The sequence below is a fragment of the Clostridium neonatale genome (genome assembly GCF_001458595.1).
In the GTDB taxonomy this organism is placed as follows: Bacteria; Bacillota; Clostridia; order Clostridiales; family Clostridiaceae; genus Clostridium; species Clostridium neonatale.
Genome location: NZ_LN890328.1, coordinates 256,912 through 278,807 on the forward strand (window position 1 = coordinate 256,912; position 21,896 = coordinate 278,807).

The 21,896-nt window shown below is 27.2% G+C and carries 21 protein-coding genes, 1 pseudogene, 1 CRISPR repeat array and 1 other annotated feature; of the genes and pseudogenes, 19 read left to right on the forward strand and 3 right to left on the reverse strand.

The features are described 5' to 3' along the window. Window positions 1-120 precede the first annotated feature (120 nt). From BN2920_RS22490 to BN2920_RS08280, 5 genes and pseudogenes are all read left to right on the forward strand, one after another. Window positions 121-348, forward strand: coding sequence for an SRPBCC family protein (locus BN2920_RS22490; RefSeq protein WP_307991124.1), 228 nt, complete (start codon window positions 121-123; stop codon window positions 346-348). Between the two features lie 42 nt (window positions 349-390). Then, the gene (locus BN2920_RS08265; protein ID WP_058294548.1) at window positions 391-834 is read left to right on the forward strand and encodes a GNAT family N-acetyltransferase; all 444 of its coding nucleotides are present in this window, start codon (window positions 391-393) and stop codon (window positions 832-834) included. A 175-nt stretch (window positions 835-1,009) separates the two neighbouring features. Beyond that, window positions 1,010-1,255: pseudogene (locus BN2920_RS08270) on the forward strand (ClbS/DfsB family four-helix bundle protein); the annotation flags it as partial. A 420-nt stretch (window positions 1,256-1,675) separates the two neighbouring features. Beyond that, complete coding sequence (locus BN2920_RS08275) at window positions 1,676-2,122, forward strand: hypothetical protein (RefSeq protein WP_058294550.1); 447 nt, start codon at window positions 1,676-1,678, stop codon at window positions 2,120-2,122. Window positions 2,123-2,532: 410 nt separating this feature from the next. Beyond that, window positions 2,533-3,288, forward strand: coding sequence for an AIM24 family protein (locus BN2920_RS08280; RefSeq protein WP_058294551.1), 756 nt, complete (start codon window positions 2,533-2,535; stop codon window positions 3,286-3,288). 189 nt (window positions 3,289-3,477) lie between these two features. On the opposite strand, the gene BN2920_RS08285 is transcribed toward BN2920_RS08280, so the two are convergent. Continuing rightward, on the reverse strand, window positions 3,478-4,023 hold the full coding sequence (locus tag BN2920_RS08285; RefSeq protein ID WP_058294552.1) for a PadR family transcriptional regulator: 546 nt from the start codon (window positions 4,021-4,023) through the stop codon (window positions 3,478-3,480). 195 nt (window positions 4,024-4,218) lie between these two features. On the opposite strand from BN2920_RS08285, the gene BN2920_RS08290 reads away from it, so the two are divergent. From BN2920_RS08290 to BN2920_RS08325, 9 genes are all read left to right on the forward strand, one after another. Then, window positions 4,219-6,213 (forward strand): oxidoreductase, encoded by a 1,995-nt coding sequence (locus tag BN2920_RS08290; protein WP_058294553.1) that lies wholly within the window; start codon window positions 4,219-4,221, stop codon window positions 6,211-6,213. A 331-nt stretch (window positions 6,214-6,544) separates the two neighbouring features. Continuing rightward, complete coding sequence (locus BN2920_RS08295; protein WP_058294554.1) at window positions 6,545-6,766, forward strand: helix-turn-helix transcriptional regulator; 222 nt, start codon at window positions 6,545-6,547, stop codon at window positions 6,764-6,766. Window positions 6,767-6,874: 108 nt separating this feature from the next. Next, window positions 6,875-7,096 carry a hypothetical protein gene (locus BN2920_RS08300; RefSeq protein ID WP_058294555.1) on the forward strand — a complete coding sequence of 74 codons (222 nt, stop codon included), beginning with the start codon at window positions 6,875-6,877 and terminating at the stop codon, window positions 7,094-7,096. A gap of 14 nt (window positions 7,097-7,110) precedes the next feature. Then, the gene (locus BN2920_RS08305; protein WP_058294556.1) at window positions 7,111-9,711 is read left to right on the forward strand and encodes a CHC2 zinc finger domain-containing protein; all 2,601 of its coding nucleotides are present in this window, start codon (window positions 7,111-7,113) and stop codon (window positions 9,709-9,711) included. A 466-nt stretch (window positions 9,712-10,177) separates the two neighbouring features. Next, window positions 10,178-10,621 (forward strand): hypothetical protein, encoded by a 444-nt coding sequence (locus BN2920_RS08310; RefSeq protein WP_058294557.1) that lies wholly within the window; start codon window positions 10,178-10,180, stop codon window positions 10,619-10,621. A gap of 289 nt (window positions 10,622-10,910) precedes the next feature. Beyond that, a complete protein-coding gene (locus BN2920_RS08315) occupies window positions 10,911-11,381 on the forward strand; it encodes a hypothetical protein (RefSeq protein WP_058294558.1) in 471 nt (156 codons plus the stop codon). After that, window positions 11,368-12,024 (forward strand): accessory gene regulator ArgB-like protein, encoded by a 657-nt coding sequence (locus tag BN2920_RS08320; protein WP_058294559.1) that lies wholly within the window; start codon window positions 11,368-11,370, stop codon window positions 12,022-12,024. Before BN2920_RS08315 ends, BN2920_RS08320 begins: the two co-directional genes overlap by 14 nt. A 4-nt stretch (window positions 12,025-12,028) precedes the next feature. Then, window positions 12,029-12,166, forward strand: a complete 138-nt coding sequence (locus BN2920_RS20965) for a cyclic lactone autoinducer peptide (protein ID WP_083498756.1) — start codon at window positions 12,029-12,031, stop codon at window positions 12,164-12,166. An 89-nt stretch (window positions 12,167-12,255) separates the two neighbouring features. Further along, a complete protein-coding gene (locus BN2920_RS08325; RefSeq protein ID WP_058294560.1) occupies window positions 12,256-14,106 on the forward strand; it encodes a sensor histidine kinase in 1,851 nt (616 codons plus the stop codon). A gap of 498 nt (window positions 14,107-14,604) precedes the next feature. On the opposite strand, the gene BN2920_RS08330 is transcribed toward BN2920_RS08325, so the two are convergent. Then, window positions 14,605-15,219, reverse strand: coding sequence for a hypothetical protein (locus BN2920_RS08330; protein ID WP_058294561.1), 615 nt, complete (start codon window positions 15,217-15,219; stop codon window positions 14,605-14,607). Between the two features lie 299 nt (window positions 15,220-15,518). Between BN2920_RS08330 and BN2920_RS08335 the strand changes: the two genes are divergently transcribed. After that, window positions 15,519-15,968 (forward strand): phage holin family protein, encoded by a 450-nt coding sequence (locus tag BN2920_RS08335; RefSeq protein ID WP_268259405.1) that lies wholly within the window; start codon window positions 15,519-15,521, stop codon window positions 15,966-15,968. Between the two features lie 223 nt (window positions 15,969-16,191). Further along, window positions 16,192-16,439: a binding site (T-box leader), on the forward strand. Window positions 16,440-16,499: 60 nt separating this feature from the next. Next, a complete protein-coding gene (gene argC, locus BN2920_RS08340) occupies window positions 16,500-17,558 on the forward strand; it encodes an N-acetyl-gamma-glutamyl-phosphate reductase (protein ID WP_058294563.1) in 1,059 nt (352 codons plus the stop codon). A 44-nt stretch (window positions 17,559-17,602) separates the two neighbouring features. On the opposite strand, the gene BN2920_RS08345 is transcribed toward argC, so the two are convergent. Then, window positions 17,603-17,875, reverse strand: coding sequence for a hypothetical protein (locus BN2920_RS08345; RefSeq protein WP_230132072.1), 273 nt, complete (start codon window positions 17,873-17,875; stop codon window positions 17,603-17,605). Window positions 17,876-18,056: 181 nt separating this feature from the next. On the opposite strand from BN2920_RS08345, the gene BN2920_RS08350 reads away from it, so the two are divergent. From BN2920_RS08350 to BN2920_RS08365, 3 genes are all read left to right on the forward strand, one after another. Beyond that, window positions 18,057-19,229: a M20 family metallopeptidase gene (locus BN2920_RS08350; protein WP_058294564.1), complete on the forward strand. Its 1,173-nt coding sequence runs from the start codon at window positions 18,057-18,059 to the stop codon at window positions 19,227-19,229. Between the two features lie 644 nt (window positions 19,230-19,873). Next, window positions 19,874-20,231: a CRISPR direct-repeat array (repeat unit 30 nt; unit sequence ATTTAAATACATCTCATGTTAATCTTAATC). Window positions 20,232-20,515: 284 nt separating this feature from the next. Beyond that, window positions 20,516-21,250 carry a YwqG family protein gene (locus BN2920_RS08360; RefSeq protein ID WP_058294566.1) on the forward strand — a complete coding sequence of 245 codons (735 nt, stop codon included), beginning with the start codon at window positions 20,516-20,518 and terminating at the stop codon, window positions 21,248-21,250. Window positions 21,251-21,366: 116 nt separating this feature from the next. After that, window positions 21,367-21,618 carry a hypothetical protein gene (locus tag BN2920_RS08365; protein ID WP_058294567.1) on the forward strand — a complete coding sequence of 84 codons (252 nt, stop codon included), beginning with the start codon at window positions 21,367-21,369 and terminating at the stop codon, window positions 21,616-21,618. Window positions 21,619-21,896: the final 278 nt, after the last annotated feature.

Below are 21,896 nucleotides of genomic sequence, written 5' to 3' on the forward strand. Positions count from 1 at the left end.
TGGAAAGTTGTAACTGACAATAGTAATTTTGAATGAAGAAGTGATTTAAGCAAGATTGAAATTGGTAAAGATAACTTAAGTTTTATAGAATATACATCAAAAGGATTTCCAACAAATTTTATGATTACAGAAAAGAAGCCTTTTGAGCGTTATGAGTTTCATATGAGCAATAAGAACATGAAAGGTTATTGGATTGGAAAGTTTAATAAGATAGGTGATGGAACTGAAATAGAATTTACAGAAGAAGTGTCTTTAAACAATCCTATTATGAATTTGTTTGCTGGAATCTATTTAAAAAAGCAGCAGGAATTATATATTAAAGATTTAAAAAAAGCTTTAGGTGAATAATATTAATAATAAAGAGAAAAGAATGACTAATAAGGAGGAAATATGGAAATAAGAGAGCTTGCATGCAGTGAATTTGATACTGCATTACAATTAGCATGGACAGGTTTTCAAAAATATGAATCACCAGACTATTCCGAAGAAGGTATACAGGCTTTTTGGGATTCTATACATGACAAGGATTATATAAAAATGCTTAGAATCTATGGAGCATTTGAAAATAGAAATATGGTTGGTATGCTTGCAACCCGCAGTAGTGGTAGTCATATTGCATTATTTTTTGTAGATGGTATGTATCATAGAAAAGGAATTGGAAGGCAGTTGTTTGAAAAAGCATGCTCAGATAATATTTCTGGTACTATAACAGTAAATTCTTCTCCATATGCTATAGAAGTATATCATAATTTAGGATTTGCTGATACAGATATAGAGCAGGTTACAGATGGATTAAGATATACACCAATGGTATGCTCTTTAAAAACAAAATAATGATTATAATGGGATTATTATATAAAATTAAATAATTTTATATTTGAATATATGTTATAATTTGTTAAAAAATATTACTTCAAGGAGGTGCATTATATGAGAAAATTGGGCTTGGTAGGAGGTATGGGACCAGAATCAACTTTAAACCTAACATGTTGATGAAAAAGATAAATCAAAAATGATAGATGGAGTTGGCAGGACACCATCACAAATTATTTCTTATCAGCTAGGATGGCTAGACTTAATTAGAAAATGGGACAAAGACGAAGCTGATGGTAAAGTAGTAGTTACACTTGCATCAGGATATAAGTGGAATAACCTTGGCGGGCTTTACAAAAGTTTTTATACTGAGTATTCTGAGTACTCTTTATTAGAGCTACAAAATTTGTTTAATAAAAAAGTAGAGGAGTTTATTGAGTGAGTGAATAATTTTACAGAGGATGAATTATTCATAGAAGGTGGGCGTAAATGGACCTCTTGCACCATAGAACATAAAGTGAGGACAAATTTATATAAAATGCCGAAATGGAGTTTTTTATGATTAAAAATTTTAAAAGTATATATTGCGCAATGTATGAAATTGATGCATTAATTAATAAAAAAATGTTCTTTGAAATTTGAATAGCTTAATAATTACAAAATGTACTATAATTAGTAATGAATAAATTAGGATTTTTAGAGATAAATCATTGTATGGTAGTTAGGTATGATTTTTATTTTGAAATACATTCAAAAAGAATTATATTTCTAATGAATTTTCAGTATAAATAATTATAGAAATATACGGAAAATAAATAATAAAAGTTATCATTGATTAAAATTTAAAAGGTGGATAAGAAAGTTGAAAAAAATAATTAGTTTTATGATTATCTTGACTATATTAGTAATGACAGGCTGCTCAAATAAGGAAGTTATTAAACACGACTATACTTATAGGGGAGAAAATGAATCTTGGACTGCTGAATACAAAGTAAATGGTAAAGTAACATTTACTAAAGAAAATAATGTTACTAAATGTAATACTGAAGCTAATAAGGTTTTTACAGTAACTTATAAGAAGGATATATCAGAATTATCATCAGTAAAAAATGTAGAGATATCATATAAGAGTAGTGTTTCAGGCGGAAAAATAACTGGTAATTCTGATGAGGGAGATAGTGTACAAAAAACTTATACTATGCAATCAAGTAGTAAAAATGGAGCAATAGAGAAGCAAGATGAAGTTATAGAAGTTACTATAAATATTGATGGGAATACAGAAGTTTTTGAGTTAAAAAATGAACAATAATTTTTATATCACAATTTTTAAGTCACCGACATTAAGTTAAATCCCAATTTGTAGATTAGAATAAAGCCTTAAAATATCACATTATTCAAATAATAAATGAATTTTGTGATATTTTTTATTTTACAATACTACAAAAGACTTTTATTTTACCTACTTACAAACTTAAAAATGCTTTTAAAAGAAATAAACGATAATTACTTATACGAGTAAATGAATTATGACTTAGAATATTAGAACTTAAGAATTTGTTTTATGGTTAAGTATAGTTCTATAGGAAAATTTAAAAAACGAATTATAATAAAATTATTGTTGTAAAATATAAAATACTAAATTATAAATTAATTGCCACATATTACAAAATAATTTATAATTAAAAATGAATGAAAGATATAAAAAGGGAGATGATGAGAATGATAACATACAAAAATCTTTACGACAATAAGAACATAGAAATCATAGCAACTAAAGGTGGGGTTAAGGTACTTGAATATAAAAAAGATTTAAGTGTTAATACACAAAATGCAATAGCTGCATATTATGCATCAGAAATGAATGTAAGAAAGAGACAAGTCCTAATAGAGTTAAATGGAAATGCATATACAATAAGTGCAGGAGCAATGCAATGGACTTCTGGAAATGTGAAAATGGCAGCAGATGTTAAAGGTTTTGGCGATCTTTTAGGCAAAGCCATATCTTCTAAAGTAACAAAAGAATCTGCAATTAAACCTAAATATGAAGGAAATGGTTTATTAATGCTTGAACCTACATATAAACATATCTTGCTTGAAGATGTTGCAGAATGGAATGGGTTAGTACTTGATGATGGACTTTTCCTTGCTTGTGAATCAAAAGTTAAACAAAAAGTAGTTGCTAGAACAAATCTTTCTTCAGCTATGCTTGGAAATGAAGGGTTATTTAATTTATGCCTTGAAGGTGATGGAGTTGCAGTACTTGAAAGTCCAGTTCCAAGAGATGAACTTATAGAATTTGTTTTAGATAATGATGAAGTTAGAATTGACGGAAATTTTGCAATTGCATGGTCTAAGTCATTAGATTTTAGGGTTGAAAAATCTAGTAAGAGTTTAGTTGGATCTGCTGTTTCAGGTGAAGGCTTTGTAAATGTATATCGTGGAACAGGAAAAATCCTTATGGCTCCTATAGCTTAAAAAAATTTTGATAAATATATATGTTGCAATAGGTTTATTTTTCTAAATTATAACATATGAATTTTATAAAGCTACTAAAGGTAAGTTTCAAAAGTTTTTGTAGAGAAGCGTGAAGTACAATATAAGAATATTACAACTGAATTTATTTTAATTTGTTTTGATTATAACTTAAAAAATAACACAATCATTTTATTGTGTTATTTTTTTTATACAATCATCAAGCCAATCTATATAACTTTTTTCTCTCATAATTGCACCATTTAAAACAATATAATCTCCAAAATAAGGAGAAGATACTTTGGATATATCTTTAGTTTTTAAAAGCTCTTCCATAGAATTTTCCAGGTATTCTAATCTTTCAGAATGCTTACTTAATGCGCTTTGAAATTGCTTTAATAAAGTGTTATTATCCATTTCATCACAGAAGTAGGCTTTAAGTCTAAAAACATCTTTTGGAGTTGGCTCTAAAGGATCATCTTTTGCTAACCATTTTTGTAGGCATTTCTTTCCTTTTTCGGTTATAGTGTATAACTTTTTTTCTAGCTTTTCACCCTGTATAACTGTTTCGTATGAAATAAGATCTTCATCTGTTAGTCTTTTTAATTCAGGGTATATTTGACTATGTTTAGCATACCAAAATTCTACTAATCCTTCATTAAATGCTTTTGTTATATCATATCCTGTTAATGGCTGTCTATTAACAAGTCCTAAAATTGCATATTTTAAATTTCTCATATATTATTACCTCTTTATTATTATAAAGTTATTTTATCATAATTAAATTAAATGTAAAATATAATATGAAAAATAGAACATGTAAGTATTGACATGTTTTAATTTTGAATAATATAATAATAGGGAGGCATGCCAAACATAGGAAGAATTTTGTTAAAATATTAACGGCTATATATTTAATTTAGGAGGATATCTATGAATAAGTATAAAAAGTTATTTGAATCAATTAAAATAGGAAAATGTGAAATAAAAAATAGATTTGCATTAGCACCAATGGGACCGTTAGGGTTAGGTGATAGTGAAGGTGGATTTAATCAAAGAGGAATTGACTATTATACTGAAAGAGCAAAAGGTGGTACAGGATTAATTATTACAGGAGTGACTTTTGTAGATAATGAAGTTGAAGAACATGGTATGCCAAATTGTCCATGTTCTACACACAATCCAGTTCACTTTGTTAGAACCGCAAGAGAAATGACTGAAAGAATACATGCTTATAATGCAAAAGTATTTTTACAAATGTCAGGCGGATTTGGTAGAGTTACTATTCCTACTAATCTAGGAGAATTTCCACCAGTTGCACCATCAGCAATTCAACATAGATGGCTTGATAAAATCTGCCGTGAGCTTACAGCAGATGAAATTAAATCTATAGTTAAAAAGTTTGGAGATGGTGCTTATAACGCAAAAAGAGCAGGTTTTGATGGAGTACAAATTCATGCTGTTCATGAAGGATATCTTATAGATCAATTTGCTATTTCATTATTTAATCACAGAACTGATGAGTATGGTGGAAGTTTAGAAAATAGACTTCGATTTGCACGTGAAATAGTTGAAGAAATTAAAAATAGATGTGGGGAAGATTTTCCAGTGACTCTTAGATATTCACCAAAGAGTTTTATCAAAGATTTAAGAGATGGAGCACTTCCAGGAGAGGAGTTTTCAGAAAAAGGGAGAGATTTAGATGAAGGAATAGAAGCAGCTAAATTACTTGTATCTTATGGATATGATTCATTAGATACAGATGTTGGATCTTACGATTCATGGTGGTGGAGTCATCCTCCAATGTATCAAGAAAAAGGATTATACAGACCATATGCTAAATTAATGAAAGAAACTGTAGATGTGCCAATTATATGTGCAGGAAGAATGGATGATTCAGATATGGCATTGGAAGCTATTGAAAATGGGACATGCGATATTATAAGTCTTGGAAGACCATTGCTTGCAGATCCTGATTATGTAAATAAATTAAGAAGCAATAAATTGGAATCTATTAGACCATGTATTTCATGTCAAGAAGGTTGTATGGGACGTATTCAACATTATTCAATGCTTAATTGTGCTGTAAATCCACAAGCTTGTAGGGAAAAAGATAATGGGTTAACACCAATACTTAAGAAGAAAAAAGTTTTAATAGTTGGTGGTGGAGTTGCAGGCTGCGAAGCAGCAAGGGTTTTAGCTCTTAGAGGTCATGAACCAGTTCTTTACGAAAAGAATGATAAATTAGGAGGAAACCTTATTCCAGGTGGAGCACCAGACTTTAAGGAAGATGATATAGCACTAGCTAACTGGTATGCTCATACATTAGGGGAATTAAATGTTGAAGTACATTTAAACAGTGAACTAACAAAAGAAGAAATATTAAAATATGATGCTGATAGTGTAATAATAGCCACAGGATCTACTCCAAAGGTATTTTCACTTGGAGACGATGATAAAGTATTTACAGCAGCAGATGTATTACTAGGAAATAAAGATGCAGGAAATACTACTGTTGTAGTTGGTGGAGGTTTAGTTGGCTGTGAATTGGCACTTGACCTAGCTAAAAAAGGTAAAAAAGTTACAATAGTAGAAGCGTTACATAAAATCCTTGCATTAAATGGACCTTTATGTTCTGCAAATAGTGAAATGCTTGAAAAGTTAATACCATTTAACGGTATTGAGGTAAAAACAAATTCAAAGGTAAAAACATATAAAGATGGAATGCTTGAAGTAGAAACAGAAAATGGAATAGAAAAAATAGAATGTGATTCAGTAATACTTTCAGTTGGATACAAGGAAGAAAATTCTTTATATAACGAATTAGAATTTGAAATTCCAGAAATTCATCTTTTAGGAGATGCACGAAAAGTTTCTAATATTATGTATGCTATTTGGGATGCTTATGAGGTTGCGAACCATATATAAGTTCTAATATAATCTTCAAAAAGATTATATTAGAATATATGTTATTATGAATAAATAAAGAGTGTTAATCAAATAAAAAAGTAGTAAAAAATTAGAGTATTAAGAGGTTGTAGTTAAAACTACAGCCTTTTTTGTATTTAGAAGTTACGTTTTTAACGTCATTATGCCAATAAATAACAGATAACTAAAGAAAAGCAATGATAACATCCTAATTTTATCCATAAAAGACGTGATAAGACGTATAAATGAAATTGATTAGTACGACATAAAGACGTAAAATATATTTGTAAGCTAAAAAGTGGTAAAAATACGTAAAAGGGAGGTTGTATAAATGTCTGATTTAATAAATGATTTACCTTGGTTTAAAAAGATGGAAGTTTTAAGAACTATTAAGGGGTGGAGTCAGGAAGAAACTGCTGAAAAGTGCTGCACTGGTCAAAAAGCATATTGGGGATGGGAGAAGGGAAACATTTATCCGCGTAAAAATAGTAGACGAGCTATAGCACATGCATTTGGTATTAAAGAAGAAGAGATATTTGGAAAAGAAAAATGAAGCCTAAATCAGGTATAACAAAATTTATTTTATAAAAACTAATTGTATGTTGAGTGACAGGATATTATTAAGGTAATCAAAAGAATAAAAAAGGAAGGACTGATATCTTTGGATAAGCTAACTCTTCTTAAGGAAAAGTATAATGAAAAACTAAAGAAAGCTAATGATGCTGAAGAATATTTTAAGTCGCATTCAGTTGAAGAATGCATGAAGCATTTAAAGTTATTTAATTTAAGAACAAAAGAAGTGAGCATGGCAGGCATAGAGATTGAAAATTTCACAGGTAGAAAGATGACGAGTTATGAACTAATTAATGGCTTCGTGTTATAGGAGGTGCAAATGGAATGAGAGAAATAAATGATATAGACTTAAAATCTTTAATAGAATCTTTAACAGGAGAAAAATTCAACAGAGAAAACAAAATATATTCTCCATTTAAGAAAGAAAAAACACCTTCTTTTTGCATATACTTTGACAGCAATTGCAATAAACAAAAGTTTAAGGATTTCAGCACAAATGAGCAAGGTGATGCAATAGATTTTGTAATGAAGTATAAGAATTTAACTTTTCAGGAAGCTAAAAAGTATTTGGGGTTATATGAAAAACAGACTGAAAAAGAAATTTTTGAGGAAAAGATAAAAAAATATATTAAGGGTCAAATGAAATCTATTAAAAAAGGTTATGAACTTCTTGGAATATTTACTTTTGTAGATGAAAAGAGCAAGCCATTATATGCAAAGGCAAAGTTTCTAAAGCCTGATAATTCAAAAGAAACACCATATTATCACATTGATAATGGAAAAGTAATAAACAAAAGAGGATGCAATGAAGTACCATATAATTATTTCAATTTATTAAAAGCAATGGAGGAAGAAAAGACAATAATTTTTGTTGAAGGTGAAAAGGACGCTAATACCATAAACAATATCTTTAGAAATAAAAGTTATGTGGCTGGATCATTAAAGGGATTTAAAGATTTTGAAAAACTGAAAAAAGAAAATATGAAAGTATATGTTATTGGTGATACAGGAGAAGCAGGTGAACAATATGTATCTAAAATTAAAGAAGAATTTATAGGCTGTTCTAAAAAGTTTAAAATAATAAACTTACATGGAATAAATAAGTTAGGTGAAAACAAAGATGTAACTGACTGGTTAGAATCTGGACATAATACTCAGGATTTACTTAATGCTTTTGATAGAAGCATTGATCTAAAAAATAAATATGAATATGTCCAGGATAGAAAAGGAATATACAAGTTTAAGATTGTTAAAGATGATAAAAGTGATTTTGAAACAAAAATATATATTTCAGACTTTAACATTCTTGAAGCCAAAAAAATAATAAAAGTAGATGAGGAATGTGAAGGTATAAAGCTTAAATTTAAAAGCTGTATTGAAGGCAAAATTATAGAAAAGACTGGCAGCAGTAATATATTTGATGATTTAAAGAGCTTTAGAAATTTTCTTGGAATAGATTTAACTTTTCTAGGAAAGATGGATGATTTAATAAAACTCAAATTATATATTAACAAGTATTTTGCTTTAGAAAATGAAGAAGTACATTTAGGGACAAAATTCATTTTAAAAGATAAAAAGATTGGACTTATAACGTCTAGAGGAACAATTTATAAACACAAAATAGACTATGAGGTTTTAAGTGAAGAAAGTAGGGTAAATATCATAAATAAAGATCAAATAAACAAAGAAGAATTAAGGGAGATTAAAGAGAGAGTATTTAAATTCTTATCACCTGAAAAAAGTTTAAGCATCATTGGAACAGTAATAAATGATCTTGCAGTATTACAGAATTCCTCATTAGATCAAAAACTTCATCATCTTCTTATAGTTGGTGAATCTGAAAGTGGCAAATCTACAATATTAGAGCAGATAATAGCACCGATTCTTAATTATCCATTAGAAGAAAAACAATCAATATCAACAACTCCATTTGCAATGATAAAAGCGTTAAGTACAGGAAATTATCCTATTATTTTTGATGAATTTAAACCAAGCATGATGGACAGATATAAATTGCAGCGGTTAAGTGAGATTTTGAGAAATACTTATGATAAAAGTGTTGTTTCAAGAGGCGAGAAAACACTTAAAACAAGGGCGTTTAAAATGGAAAGACCAATAATTATGGCAGGTGAAGAAAGTTATCCAAATCAAGAAAAAGCACTCATAACACGGTCATGTATTGTTTATATTTCTAAGAATGAACGGACACAGGAAAGCAGTGAAGCCTTTTTATATCTTACTAGCCACAAAGAAACGTTAAATAAATTTGGCAGAAGTTTAATAGATGAAATATTAAACATGCCGATAGAAGAATATGCTTTTATTAGAGAAAATCTCATGGAAAAATTCAAGGAATTAAAGGACAGAACATTAACTACAGCACTTAATATAGGATGCGGAATAGAAATTTTTAATATTCTTATGGAGAGATATGGACTTGAAAAGATAGAGGGGTATGAAAAATTTATAATTCAAAATATCAAAGAAGAAATTCTTGAGGGCAGTGAAGATGTAAAAACAACAGTGGAGCAGATGCTGATACTTTATAATGACATGATTGCAAATAATAGGGTAAGCAGTCCAATGATAGAAGTTAAAGATGGTGAGATTTATATAAGAACATCAAAGATGATAGATGAAATTTTTAAGTTCATTAAGGATTATGGATCAGCAGATGTTATACCTTTAAAGTTAAAAGATTTTAGAAAACAGGCAATTAAGTCAGGGTATATTACAAAGATAAATGCAAAGCAGGCAAGATTCTTATCAGGCTTTAATGAATTTTCAAAGCCTGTATGGGTGGACATGTTCCATAAGGAAAAGCTTATGGATTTAAACGTAAGTAATATAACTAATGAAGAAATTTTTGAAGAAAATGTATGTGAATATGAACAGGAAATTTTTGAAAGAATGTTTCCAAACTAAATTAGAATAGTAATTGTAGGTATAGATGTTATATTTGTAACAAAAATTGCAAATCTTGTTACAAATTTTGTTACAAGTGAAAGCTCAGTAATTTAGGGGGTTAAGAACAGTTTGAGAATTTAATGAAAATTATTTTTGTTACAATTTTGTTACAAGGCTAAGGCCTCATGGATTGGGCTGTTGCAGTGTAAAATATATCCTCTGTAACAAAATAAAAAAATAATATACTAATAATAAATATTAAAACTAAAACAGATAGAAAGTAATAAATTTAAGTTTTTATTGTAACTTGAAAAAATAAAGATAAGCATATAATATTTATTTTTTTGTTACACATAACAAAAAGTTATGTAAGGCCTTGTATATTAAGGATTTCAACTGTAACAAAATTGAAATTAATTTTTGTTACAGAGATGCAAAAAGAAAAAAAATTGATAAATTTAGTGTAAAAATGAGGTGGATATGTATGAAGGAAAAGTTAAAAAGAACAGAAGAAGCTTTATATAATTATAAAAGAATGGAAATTGCTATAAAAAATATTCAAATAGATATAGAAAATTTATTAAATGATATAACACTTAAAGCTGTATCATATGATCAGAGAGGAAGTAAAACAAATGCATTCAATTCAAGTGTAGAAAATGAAATTATAAAAAGAGAAGAATATATAAAAGAACAGGTTGATATACTTAAAGCCAAACTTAAATATAATAAGGATTTGAAAGTGAAAATTGAAGGAGCACTAGGAGAACTAAATTCAATTGAATATAAATTAATAAATCTAAGATATTTTAGTAGAGAAAAAAAGACATGGGTTGCGGTAGGAATGGAACTTGGATTTGATAAGGATTATTGTGTAAAAATTAGAAGTAAGATAATTAAGAAAATGAGTGAATTGATTTACCCATAAAATAATAAAATGCTGATAGATGATGAATAAAAATTCGTTGTTTATCAGTTTTTTTCATGATTTTGTAATAATAAATGATATATACAAATATATTAAATAAATATTCCCTATTCTGCATACGATTTTTAATATATTTTCTTGAATTAATTACTTATTTTATGAAAAAAGTATTTTAAATAAAAAAAAGTAAAAAAAAAGAAGGAATATAAAAAAAAGTATAGAATTATTTAAATATAACATTGAAAAAGGTGATATGACGTTTTTATAGATAGGGTATAAGGGGGATAAAATGTTACAGCTTAATTTTTTGGAATTTGTATTTAGAGTAATTCCTGAATCATTTATGATAACTTATGGCATTATATTATTATCTGAAGAAAAAAATATGTCTATTTGGAAATATTTTTTATCAGGTATATGTATGTCAATAAATGCTTTTTGTGTAAGGCTATTGCCTATATCATTTGGTGTGCATATTATTATAAATATTATTTTAGATATATTAATAATAACTTTTATTAGAATTAAGCTTATTAAAGCTATATATAGTACATTAACTATGTTTTTAATTTTGTCGCTAAGTGAATTTATTAACATATATGTATTGGGACTTATGAACATTGATTTTAATACAGAAAGCATTAATATTTTTAAAAAATTATTATTAGGAATCCCTTCGTTAATCATTATGGTTGTATTTATTTTTATAATAAAACTTCTACTAAAAAAGAAGGCGAGGAAAGAATATGTCAATTACTGAAAAACTAGCTTTTAAATTAGGAAATATGGTTAAAACAAATTTAAATACTGATTCAGATGAAACAGATATCATTATATATGGAGCAATAAATTTATTTCAAACTATAAATTCTATATTATGGGTAATAATAGTTGGATTTTTTACAGGAGCATTATATGAGACATTACTATTTTCAATTACAGCAAGCATTTTGAGAAAATACTCAGGAGGAGTACATGCATCATCTCCTATGAGATGTACGATAATTGGAGCAGTTAGTTCTGGAATTTTTGGGGGTTTTATCAACAGGTTTTTTTATAAATCAAATATAAATATAGTTATTATTTTCAGTGTGTTATTAATAATAATTAGTCTGTTGATAATATTGAAAAAAGCACCTGTAGATAGTATCCAAAAGCCAATTGATGATGACAGTATGAAAAAATCGTTTAGAAAGAAATCAATATTATTAATATTTATAATTACATTTATAACTATAAGCTTACTTTTAGTATATATAGTAAATAGAAATGTAATATATATAAAATTAATAGAGTGCTTAATTATAGGAACATTTTGGCAGAGTTTTACATTAACCAAGATGGGAGATCTCTTAGTAACTAAAATTGATTTGGGATTAAAATTTCTTATTGAAGGGAGGTGAGGATATGATCCGTAAAGTATTATTAAAAACTGCAAGTGATGTATGCAAAAAAATGGCTTATGAAGTTTCTGCTTCAGCTTGTATTTGGGGTACTTATCAGCCTAAAGAGCCTAAGTGCCTAAAAAAGATAAAGAAGGATTAGAATTAATAGAAAGTGAAAATTGTTATAGAGAATTATCTTAAGTAACAATTTTTACTTTTTGATTTAGAAGCTATTGATGGGGGAATATAATGCAGGATAACATATATAATAATAAAATGTATAACATCTTATCTATTTTAAAAATTTCAATTTTAGTATTTATTATAATAATTATATATATTAATTTGCCTGAGGAATGGATAAATCTTATGGATAATAATCAAGGGGTAAATCTATATACATCAGCATTTTTTTTATGTCTTATAGCAGTATTTTATTTTTCGTGGATTGCTTTAAATAGAAGAAAAGATAAAAATCGTAAGAAAATAAAGAGAAGATTAATATTAGAAGATATAGTTCTTATTTTAGCAATATCTTTACCAATGTATATCTGCATGGAAAGTGATAAACAATATAAATATTTATTTTTATTACTTATAATATGTATAACCATTGAATTTGGAACAAAATATGGAACTATAACAGCAGTAATTTCTTCATTAATTATACTTATAGCAGATTTGTTATATGCTCCATTAAAAGATGGAATTAATATGGAATTCCAGAAAGATTTAATTATGACTGGTGTATTTATATTTGTTTCATACATACTTGGATATTACGTAGATATAGTAAAGGATATTGATAAAAAGAAAGAAGAAAAATTAAATAAATTAAGCAGTAAATTAGAAGAAAGAAATAAGCAGAGGGAGGAAATGAAAGTTATCCTCTTTAATAATGAGATATGCTATGATATATTATTTGAAAATTCTTTAAACGCTATTATTATACATAGAAAAGGAAAAGTTATTTATGCTAATCAAAGTGCCTTAAAATTATTAGGATATGATGATTCTTGCAACCTAGATAATATAGATTTTTATGGGCATTATTCTAAAGAGGCTCAAGAAGAGATTAAAAATAAATATTTAAATATAGTAAATAAGAACCTTATAAAGGATGTTAAGGAAGAAAATATATTTGACTGCAATGGAATGGAAATTCCAGTTCGTAATACATCATCTTTTTTTGTTTATAAAAAAGAAGCAACAATATTAACATTTTTAATAGATATAACTTCAGAAAAAACTTTAGAAAACCTAGAATCAGATATAGAAGAAAATATAAAAGTTTTAAATAAGACAAAAGAATTTAATTTACTTATTAGAAACTTTTTTACAAATATGTCCCATGAGCTTAAAACTCCAATTAATGTTATATATTCAGGAGTTCAAATGATTACTATGGATCTTCAATTACCTAATGAAAATAAGATTCTAAGAAGTAAAGCATATTTAAAAACAATGAAGAAAAATTGTTTAAGGATAATACGCTTGATAAATAACTTTTTAGATACTACTAAATTGGAATCAGGATCTATTAAATTAAGTAAGAGAAATAGCGATATTGTATATACTATTGAAAATATAGTGCAATCGGTTGCTAGCTACTTGAAAGATAAAAATATTAATATAATTTTTGATACAGATATAGAAGAAAAGATAATGAGCTATGATGAGGAAGTAATAGAAAGAATATTGTTAAACTTGTTATCAAATTCTATTAAATTTAGTAATGATAGAAAAGATATATATGTAACTGTAAGTGATAAAAATGATAGGATTATAATTAAAGTACGGGATGATGGGGAAGGCATTCCAAATAGTAAACTAGGTATTATATTTGAAAGATTTGGCCAGGCAAACAGTTCTTTATCAAGAGAATGTGAAGGAACTGGAATAGGACTATATCTAGTTAAATCATTTGTTGAACTTCATGGAGGAACAATAGAAATATTAAGTGAAGAAGGAGTTGGATGTGAAGCTATAATAGAACTTCCAGCGCAGCTAGTTGAAGATAAAGATTATACAATAAAAGTAATTGGTGAAACTAATGAACAAAAGATAGAAAGAGAATTTTCTGATATATATACAATATAAAATAGCTAAAATAGAAGTGATTTTTATAAAGTGTTCGATTTGGAATAGTTACTAATATTTTAGCTATTATTATTTTTAACAAGTGATTTTTTCATTACAATTTTTTAGTTTTAAACAATAATGTTATTCATTATTCATAAATCAACTTACTTTATATTCTTATGCATTATATCATTATTTGAGAAATGATGATAAATATTAAACAGTTTTAAAACAGCAAAGTTACATTTTTGTCTTCTTAATAAATAATATAATTATATTGTCAAAAGAATTGATTAAGAAATATTTAACCTTAATCATTTTTTTTGTTATTTTTTCCATCTAACCTCATTGTATCAGGATTATTATTGTTATGAATAAAATGGAATAGTTATTTATACATTTAAAAAAGGTATTAATTCACATATTCAATTTTGGTTATTTCTCACTAAACTATAATATAACACCATATATTTATTTCATACGTAACAGTATCATTTTTCACTTTTTAATGAATCATCATCCATGAAAGTATCCTGTTCTTGCTGAAACTACCACATAAGGAACATCTTTACCATCTATATTTACATATGCTTGGTATAGATCATTATCTAAAGGTTCTAATTTTGTTACCTTTTGACCATATATATTATATAGGTCCCGTTCAAATAATTTTTTCCAATCATTAAGAATTGGAGCATTTAAAGTTACATATTGTGAAATACTTTCTAAATCATTAGGATTTCCACCACTGGATATATATTGATCATATAATGAGCCAATATCAATTCTATTTAGAAATGACTCACTCCATTTTAACTTTTCAGCTTCAGGTTTATTTTCTTGTCCATTAATAATATAGTCAGTAATTTTTTCTGTAACATTTTGATTATTAATTTCAGATATATTTTTATCTTTATCATTGGATTCAGCATTGGCAGCAGAACTGTTATTTGTTGAATTATTTTCATTTTTAGCGGTATCTTTTGAATCATTATTTTCATTAAGGTTTTCTGAAACAGATTTATCAGAACTATTATTTATCTTAGAATTGTTTTCTTCTTTAGAAGACTCTGATGAACATGATATAAAAAACGTTATAAAAAATAATAAGATAAATGCTAACTTTTTCATAATAAAAATCTCCTTTTGTGTAAATAGGCAAATTTTAAATAATTTATGAATTTTGTGCTATATGAAATTTTAAAGTTTCTAAATAATAATATTCCTAACCTATTATTTATTTTAACATATTTTCCATGATGAATTAATTTAAAATGTTCCTAAATTTTAATACTAATAGCAACCTTATTAAAAATTATGAAAACTGCACTGTACTAAATATCATATTTAAATTTTTATCTTTACTAAAAGAAAGGAGGTGACCTAAAATATTAGAAAAAACTAACCTAATAAAATCAATATTTGCAGCCATATCAGCATATTTAAGCTCAAAACTTGGAATTTTATCCCCCATAATAGTCATGTTAATAGCGGTACTTATTACAGATTATCTAACTGGAATGTTATCAGCCTTTCAAAATAATGTATTAAATAGCAAAACTGGATTGTGGGGGATAGTAAAAAAACTTCTCTATGGGGTAGCTGTAGCAGTTGGAATGATTGTAGATTGGACAATAATAAATGTTGCACAAGCTATTGATATTAATATACCAATGACTACATTTTTTGGACTTTTAGTATCTATATGGCTTATAATCAATGAATTAATATCAATATTAGAAAATTTAATGAAACTAGATGTGCCTTTGCCTACATTTTTAATAAAAGTAGTATCAAATTTTAAAATAGCAGTTGAAAATAGCGGTGAAGTCTTAGCAGATACAATTGATAAAAGTGGTAAAAAGAATGATGATATGTAGAAAAATTTAAAGGCAATAGTTAGGTTTGATTTCCTAGCTATTGCCTTTATTTGTAGCATAAGAGTATATTGAATAATAACTGAAATCCAATATACGATATATTCTATTATAGGAAAATTTGAACTAAAAATATCGATCATTTTAAAACTGACAAAATATTAACATTGACAAAAGTATTAATTGACATATAAAAGTAAATATGTTACATTATAAAAAATAAATTACAAATGCTATGAAAAGAAACAGTAAATATTTTTGATTTTTCAGAGAGAAGTTGCCAGGTGAAAAACTTTAATGAAAAAATATTGAACCAGTCTTGGAGCTATGAACCGAAAGTGTATTATGAGTAGGCTTCATCGGAGATTCTACCGTTAAAAGGAAAACAGTATAAAGATACATAATCTTCGTACTGATTGAGTGCAGTTATTTCTGAAATTAGGTGGTAACACGGATTGTATATTCGCCCTAAGTTGATTATTAAATCAGCTTAGGGCTTTTCTTTTTGTAGCAGGAAAATAGGAGGAAAAAATAATGATAAAAGTTGGTATTTGTGGAGCTTCTGGCTATATGGGTGGGGAGGTGTTAAGAGTACTTTTGGAACATCCAGAAACAGAAGCTGTATGGGCAACAAGTAGACATGACAAATATGTATCAGACTTTCACAGAAATTTTTATGGATTAAATATGAAGCTATGCAAAATGGAAGAAATCACTCCTTGTGATGTTGTGTTCCTAGCACTACCTTCAGGCCATGCAATGGAGCTATCACAGAAATTTCTTGAAGAAGGAACTAAAGTTATAGACCTTGGATCAGATTTTCGTCTTGAAAATATAAGTGATTGGGAAGAAATCTATGGAATGAAACACACTCAGCCAGAGCTTATAAAAGAGGCTATATACGGACTCACTGAATTTAAAAGAGATAAAATTAAAAATGCTAAGCTTATTGCAAATCCAGGCTGTTATTCTTCATCAGCAATATTTGGACTTGCTCCATTAGTAAATGAAGGAATAATAGATACAAATAAAATAGTGGTGGATGGTCTTTCAGGAACAGCTGGCGCAGGAGCAGAACTTAATATAAGTGTTCATCATCCAGAGATAGGAAACAATATACTTCCATATAATGTAGTAAATCATAGGCATACATATGAGATAGAGCAAGAATTATCTAGATTTACGCAAAATAAAGTAAGTGTTCATTTTTCAACTGCTTATGTTCCAATTACAAGAGGAATATTAACAATATCACATTGTTTTCCTAACAAAACAGTAACACGAAAGGAAATTTTAGATTTGTATAAGAGTTTTTATAATGATAGCAAAGGCTTTATCAAAATTCTAGACTATGAAAAGAATGAAAAATCAAGCTATATTTATGAACCATATCCATGGGTTTCAGCAGTTTCAGGAACAAATTACTGTCATATTGGTGTTGATGTTGATGAAAAGAGAAATAGAATTGTTGTGTACAGCGTTTTAGACAGTATTGGAAAGGGAGGAGCACATGCAGGGGTCCAGAATTTAAATGTGATGTTTGGTTTAGATGAAAATACTGGACTTTCAAGAAGCGGAATGCATCCATATTAAATTTAAGCATATGAATATTAATTAATTTCTATTTTAATAATCAATTAATAATAGAAATTAATAGTATACTTTTTCCATGGAATGCGGCTTAAAGGTACCTTAGATATAAAATTTACAAGATCACGTCTTCCGCTATATCTAGCAGTACCTTGAGCATTTTGTGCCATAAGAACTACAGGCAGATTTTGAAATACACGAGAAAAATCCTTCCTAAGACCTTCTATATCAGAACTTGCAAAAACAGAAGGTTTTACAACAGCTATTGCAAAAGTTACATTCCTTTCTTTAATAACAGCTCCATCAAATTGCATTTGCATAACTTACACCTACTTTCAAAAATATTTTATCACAAGTAAATTAAAAGAAAAATAGGAAGAATATAATTCTATAATGAATCAAGTTTAAAAATATTATAAGAGCTTTTAGTATATTTATAGAAAAGAAATGAATTTATGACTTATGAATTCAGCTTAATAAAATTATGAGGAGGAAGTGCGTATGGAAAAGTATGAAGAAGAACTTATTAAATATATAGATGAAAATGATGAAAGGTATAAAGAAATAGCAAGAAAAATTCACGAAAAACCAGAAGTGTCTAATTATGAATTTTTTTCAAGTAAGCTATTAGCTGATACATTATCTGCAAATGGATTTGATGTAAAAATTGATGTTGCTAACCATAGAACTGGTTTTACAGCTGTAAAAAAGTCTGATAAAAAGGGACCTGTTCTCGTCTTTCTTGCAGAATATGATGCCCTTGAAGGATTAGGACATGGATGTGGGCATAACCTTATAGGAACAATAAGTGTATTTGCAGCTATAGCTCTTTCAAAGTTTTTAGATAATTTTGGAGGAGAAGTAAGGGTTTATGGTACACCAGGAGAAGAAGGAGGAGAAAATGGAAGTGCAAAAGAGGATTTTGTTAATTTAGGATATTTTAAAGATGTGGATATTGCTTTAGAAACGCATCCTAATATAGTGAATACACTTACTCCAAAAAGTTTAGCACTAGATCCAGTAGACATTGAGTTCTTTGGAAAAGCAGCTCATGCAGGAGTTTCACCTGAACAAGGAATAAATGCTCTTGATGCATTGATTTTGACTTATAACGGAATAAATGCTTTAAGGCAGCATCTCACATCAGATGTAAAAATTCATGGAATTGTTTTAGATGGGGGAACTGCACCTAATATTGTTCCAGACTATAGTCGTGGAAGATTTTATATAAGAGCTGATACGCGTGAAAGAGTAAATGAGGTCCGTAAGAAAGTATTAAATATAGTAAAAGGTGCTGCTCTCTCAACAGGATGTACTTACAAAATGGATTTATTCCAGAATAAAGTTGATAATCTTGTACCTAATAAAAAATTGGATGAAGTTTATGAAAGATATCTTAATGAATTATCACAGGAATATGAAAGAGATATTAAATTTGCATCAACTGATGCTGGTAATGTATCACAGGTAATTCCTACACTTCATGCAGGAATTAAAATTACAAATGGAAATTATTCTCTTCATACTGTTGAATTTAAAGATGCAGCTGTTTCAAAAGATGGATTAAATGCTATTAATCTAGGAGCAAAACTTCTTTCGTTAACAGGTTTAAAATTGCTTTCAGAACCGTCTTTAGTTGAAGAGATAAAAGAATATCATATAATTAAGAAGTGATCTTTGAAAATTAGAAGGTGCCATATTTTTCGATATATGTTATAATTTAAAAAATGCTTTTATGGGAGAATATGTATGCTATTTATTATATGTGGTGTAATTATGCCAATATTATTTGTTATTTATAATATTATTTACTATTTTAATAAAAAAGTTATTTACACAATAAAGGATAAGAATTTTATTATAGTTAATGATAAATTTTTTAAAATGCAATTATTCTTTAGTTGCTTAAATGCTATACTTGTATCTATAGTAATTTATTTTTGGGATAAATATAATTCAAGTTTATGTCTATTGTTTTTTATATTAATCTTTTGGGGAATTAATTATTTAATAAAATTCAGTGCAATATTGAAAAAATATGCAAAAATAGATAAATAAAATGATTTAATATATGAGTCTGTAGAAATACGATCAAGTAAAATTACTAGATTTATCTAATTATTGTTTTATTTGGTTTTTGGGTGTTTTTACTTGGTAATTGTCTAAATTAACTATATCTGAGGATAGTGGCAAAAATATTACGTATTTACCTGGATATAAGTAGAATAAAAACTTTGGGTGACTTAACTAAAGTTTTTATTCTACTTATATTAATATTAATCTACTACTAATAATCCAATAGATAAGGGATATACACAATTTAAATACATCTAATGTTAATCTTAATCGCATATTCTTTTAATAAAGAGACTTCTTCAGCATTTATTTAAATACATCTCATGTTAATCTTAATCAGTACCTAAAATTAAATAGGCAATTGTATTATATATATTTAAATACATCTCATGTTAATCTTAATCGAAACGCTCACATGATTTTGAAAGTGGTCTTATAGAATTTAAATACATCTCATGTTAATCTTAATCATATGTTTTTGATATTTCCCAAACTAATGCAAAAGTATTTAAATACATCTCATGTTAATCTTAATCGATAGTAGAAAGCAAATAGAAATTTACGAGTTTTATTTAAATACATCTCATATTAATCTTAATCTTAATCCAACGCAAATAAGCCATTTTTAAATTCAGCAATTCTCTGTATATGACTATAGTAGCATATTCTTTAAAAATTTACCAACGAAATTATATATTGATGCAAGCAATAGAGGAAAGTGCTTAAAGTGGCTTTGTCACTCTAATTTAAACAGAAAAGTAAATAAATGGCCTGGTAAATAATTAATGAAATGATCAGGTCTATTTAGATTATGGATAATGTTTTATTTACAAGATATGTTATAATTAGCATAGAAATAAATATTCATTTGGAGGGTTGATGTGATGATTAAATATGAGATTCCTGAGATTTTAAAAGAGCATGAAGCTATTATCATGGAGAATACTAGGTATAGTAATGAAATAACATTTAAAATTGAAGAGACTAAACCTTGGGATAGTAAATTGGGAGGATGTCCATATTTAGAATGTATTGAAGATTATCCTTTGGATAATGAGGGAAAAGCAATGGCATTTTTGGCGCAAATAAATTTATCAGATCTAAAGAATTTAAATGAATTACCTTCAAAGGGATTACTACAATTTTTCATTACTAATGATGATATGTACGGCCTAGATAGTCCTATTATTGTAAATTATATTGAGAATTATAAGGAAAGTGAAGAAGATTTGGTAAGAGAAAATCCTTATGAGAATGAATATGAGGAAGGCTTACCTTTCAGCAATAATGGAAAAATGTATTTTGAACTAAGGGAAATGCCAATTTCATCTTCACTAGATAAATTTGATGAATTATTTGAGGACAACCTGTCTCCAGAACAATATAATAGACTTCAAGATGATTGTTATGCTTGTGACAGCAGAGTAGGAGGATATCCATATTTTGTACAAAATGATTATGGTTTTGAAGAAAATGATTTTCTCTTATTACAGCTTGATATAGATGACACTTGTGGAATAATGTTTGGGGATTCAGGAAATTGTACATTTTCTATTTCAAAAGAAGATTTAAGAAATAGAGATTTTTCAAAGGTTGTTTATGATTGGCAATGCTGCTAATGAATAGAGTATGAAGATTTAAAGTTATATAACATTTACTTTATAGATTATACTTAATCAAGTAAAAAAGAAGCAATTAAATTTTATTATTGAAGAAGTAAAGAGGTAAAAGCTCTATGTTTTGGAATAAATGCTTATTATATAAAGGATCATCAATTGAAACATATAATAAAATAAAAAATACATTAAACTTAAATAATATAAAGTATAAAGAAAAAATAGAGAATAAGAACGGAAATTTAGGACCAATGGTAGATAAAATGATTATAGGAACATTAGGACAAAAAGAAGACTTCTCTTATGAATACAGTATTATTGTAGATAAAGAAAATCATGAGTACGCTTATTATTTAATAAACCAAATTTAAAAGAAAAAATGAATAAATAAGTTTGATAAAACATTATCCAAAATTAAAGCCAGAAAATTGAAAGAATAAATTATATAAAAAACTAATATTAATCATGAAAAAATAAACCCCACTCAAGCCTTGAGTGGGGTTCTATATTTTATAGGGTAGAAAAGTTATATTTCTTAATTTAAGATCAACAAAAGTTTAATTGTAATTTTTTATAATAGTTAATTTATTAATTGTATAGATTTTAATAATCGATTAATTTAAAACGTAGGGTTATTTTAAAGATTAAT

Bases quoted from the DNA above. Each gene is read 5' to 3' on its own strand.
- argC (WP_058294563.1), top strand. From the start codon at position 16,500: ATGATAAAAGTTGGTATTTGTGGAGCTTCTGGCTATATGGGTGGGGAG.
- BN2920_RS08330 (WP_058294561.1), bottom strand. From the start codon at position 15,219: ATGAAAAAGTTAGCATTTATCTTATTATTTTTTATAACGTTTTTTATA.
- BN2920_RS08305 (WP_058294556.1), top strand. From the start codon at position 7,111: ATGAGAGAAATAAATGATATAGACTTAAAATCTTTAATAGAATCTTTA.
- BN2920_RS08280 (WP_058294551.1), top strand. From the start codon at position 2,533: ATGATAACATACAAAAATCTTTACGACAATAAGAACATAGAAATCATA.
- BN2920_RS08295 (WP_058294554.1), top strand. From the start codon at position 6,545: ATGTCTGATTTAATAAATGATTTACCTTGGTTTAAAAAGATGGAAGTT.
- BN2920_RS08350 (WP_058294564.1), top strand. From the start codon at position 18,057: ATGGAAAAGTATGAAGAAGAACTTATTAAATATATAGATGAAAATGAT.
- BN2920_RS20965 (WP_083498756.1), top strand. From the start codon at position 12,029: ATGATCCGTAAAGTATTATTAAAAACTGCAAGTGATGTATGCAAAAAA.
- BN2920_RS22490 (WP_307991124.1), top strand. From the start codon at position 121: ATGATTACAGAAAAGAAGCCTTTTGAGCGTTATGAGTTTCATATGAGC.
- BN2920_RS08265 (WP_058294548.1), top strand. From the start codon at position 391: ATGGAAATAAGAGAGCTTGCATGCAGTGAATTTGATACTGCATTACAA.
- BN2920_RS08290 (WP_058294553.1), top strand. From the start codon at position 4,219: ATGAATAAGTATAAAAAGTTATTTGAATCAATTAAAATAGGAAAATGT.
- BN2920_RS08315 (WP_058294558.1), top strand. From the start codon at position 10,911: ATGTTACAGCTTAATTTTTTGGAATTTGTATTTAGAGTAATTCCTGAA.
- BN2920_RS08345 (WP_230132072.1), bottom strand. From the start codon at position 17,875: ATGCAAATGCAATTTGATGGAGCTGTTATTAAAGAAAGGAATGTAACT.
- BN2920_RS08365 (WP_058294567.1), top strand. From the start codon at position 21,367: ATGTTTTGGAATAAATGCTTATTATATAAAGGATCATCAATTGAAACA.
- BN2920_RS08310 (WP_058294557.1), top strand. From the start codon at position 10,178: ATGAAGGAAAAGTTAAAAAGAACAGAAGAAGCTTTATATAATTATAAA.
- BN2920_RS08285 (WP_058294552.1), bottom strand. From the start codon at position 4,023: ATGAGAAATTTAAAATATGCAATTTTAGGACTTGTTAATAGACAGCCA.
- BN2920_RS08325 (WP_058294560.1), top strand. From the start codon at position 12,256: ATGCAGGATAACATATATAATAATAAAATGTATAACATCTTATCTATT.
- BN2920_RS08320 (WP_058294559.1), top strand. From the start codon at position 11,368: ATGTCAATTACTGAAAAACTAGCTTTTAAATTAGGAAATATGGTTAAA.
- BN2920_RS08360 (WP_058294566.1), top strand. From the start codon at position 20,516: ATGATTAAATATGAGATTCCTGAGATTTTAAAAGAGCATGAAGCTATT.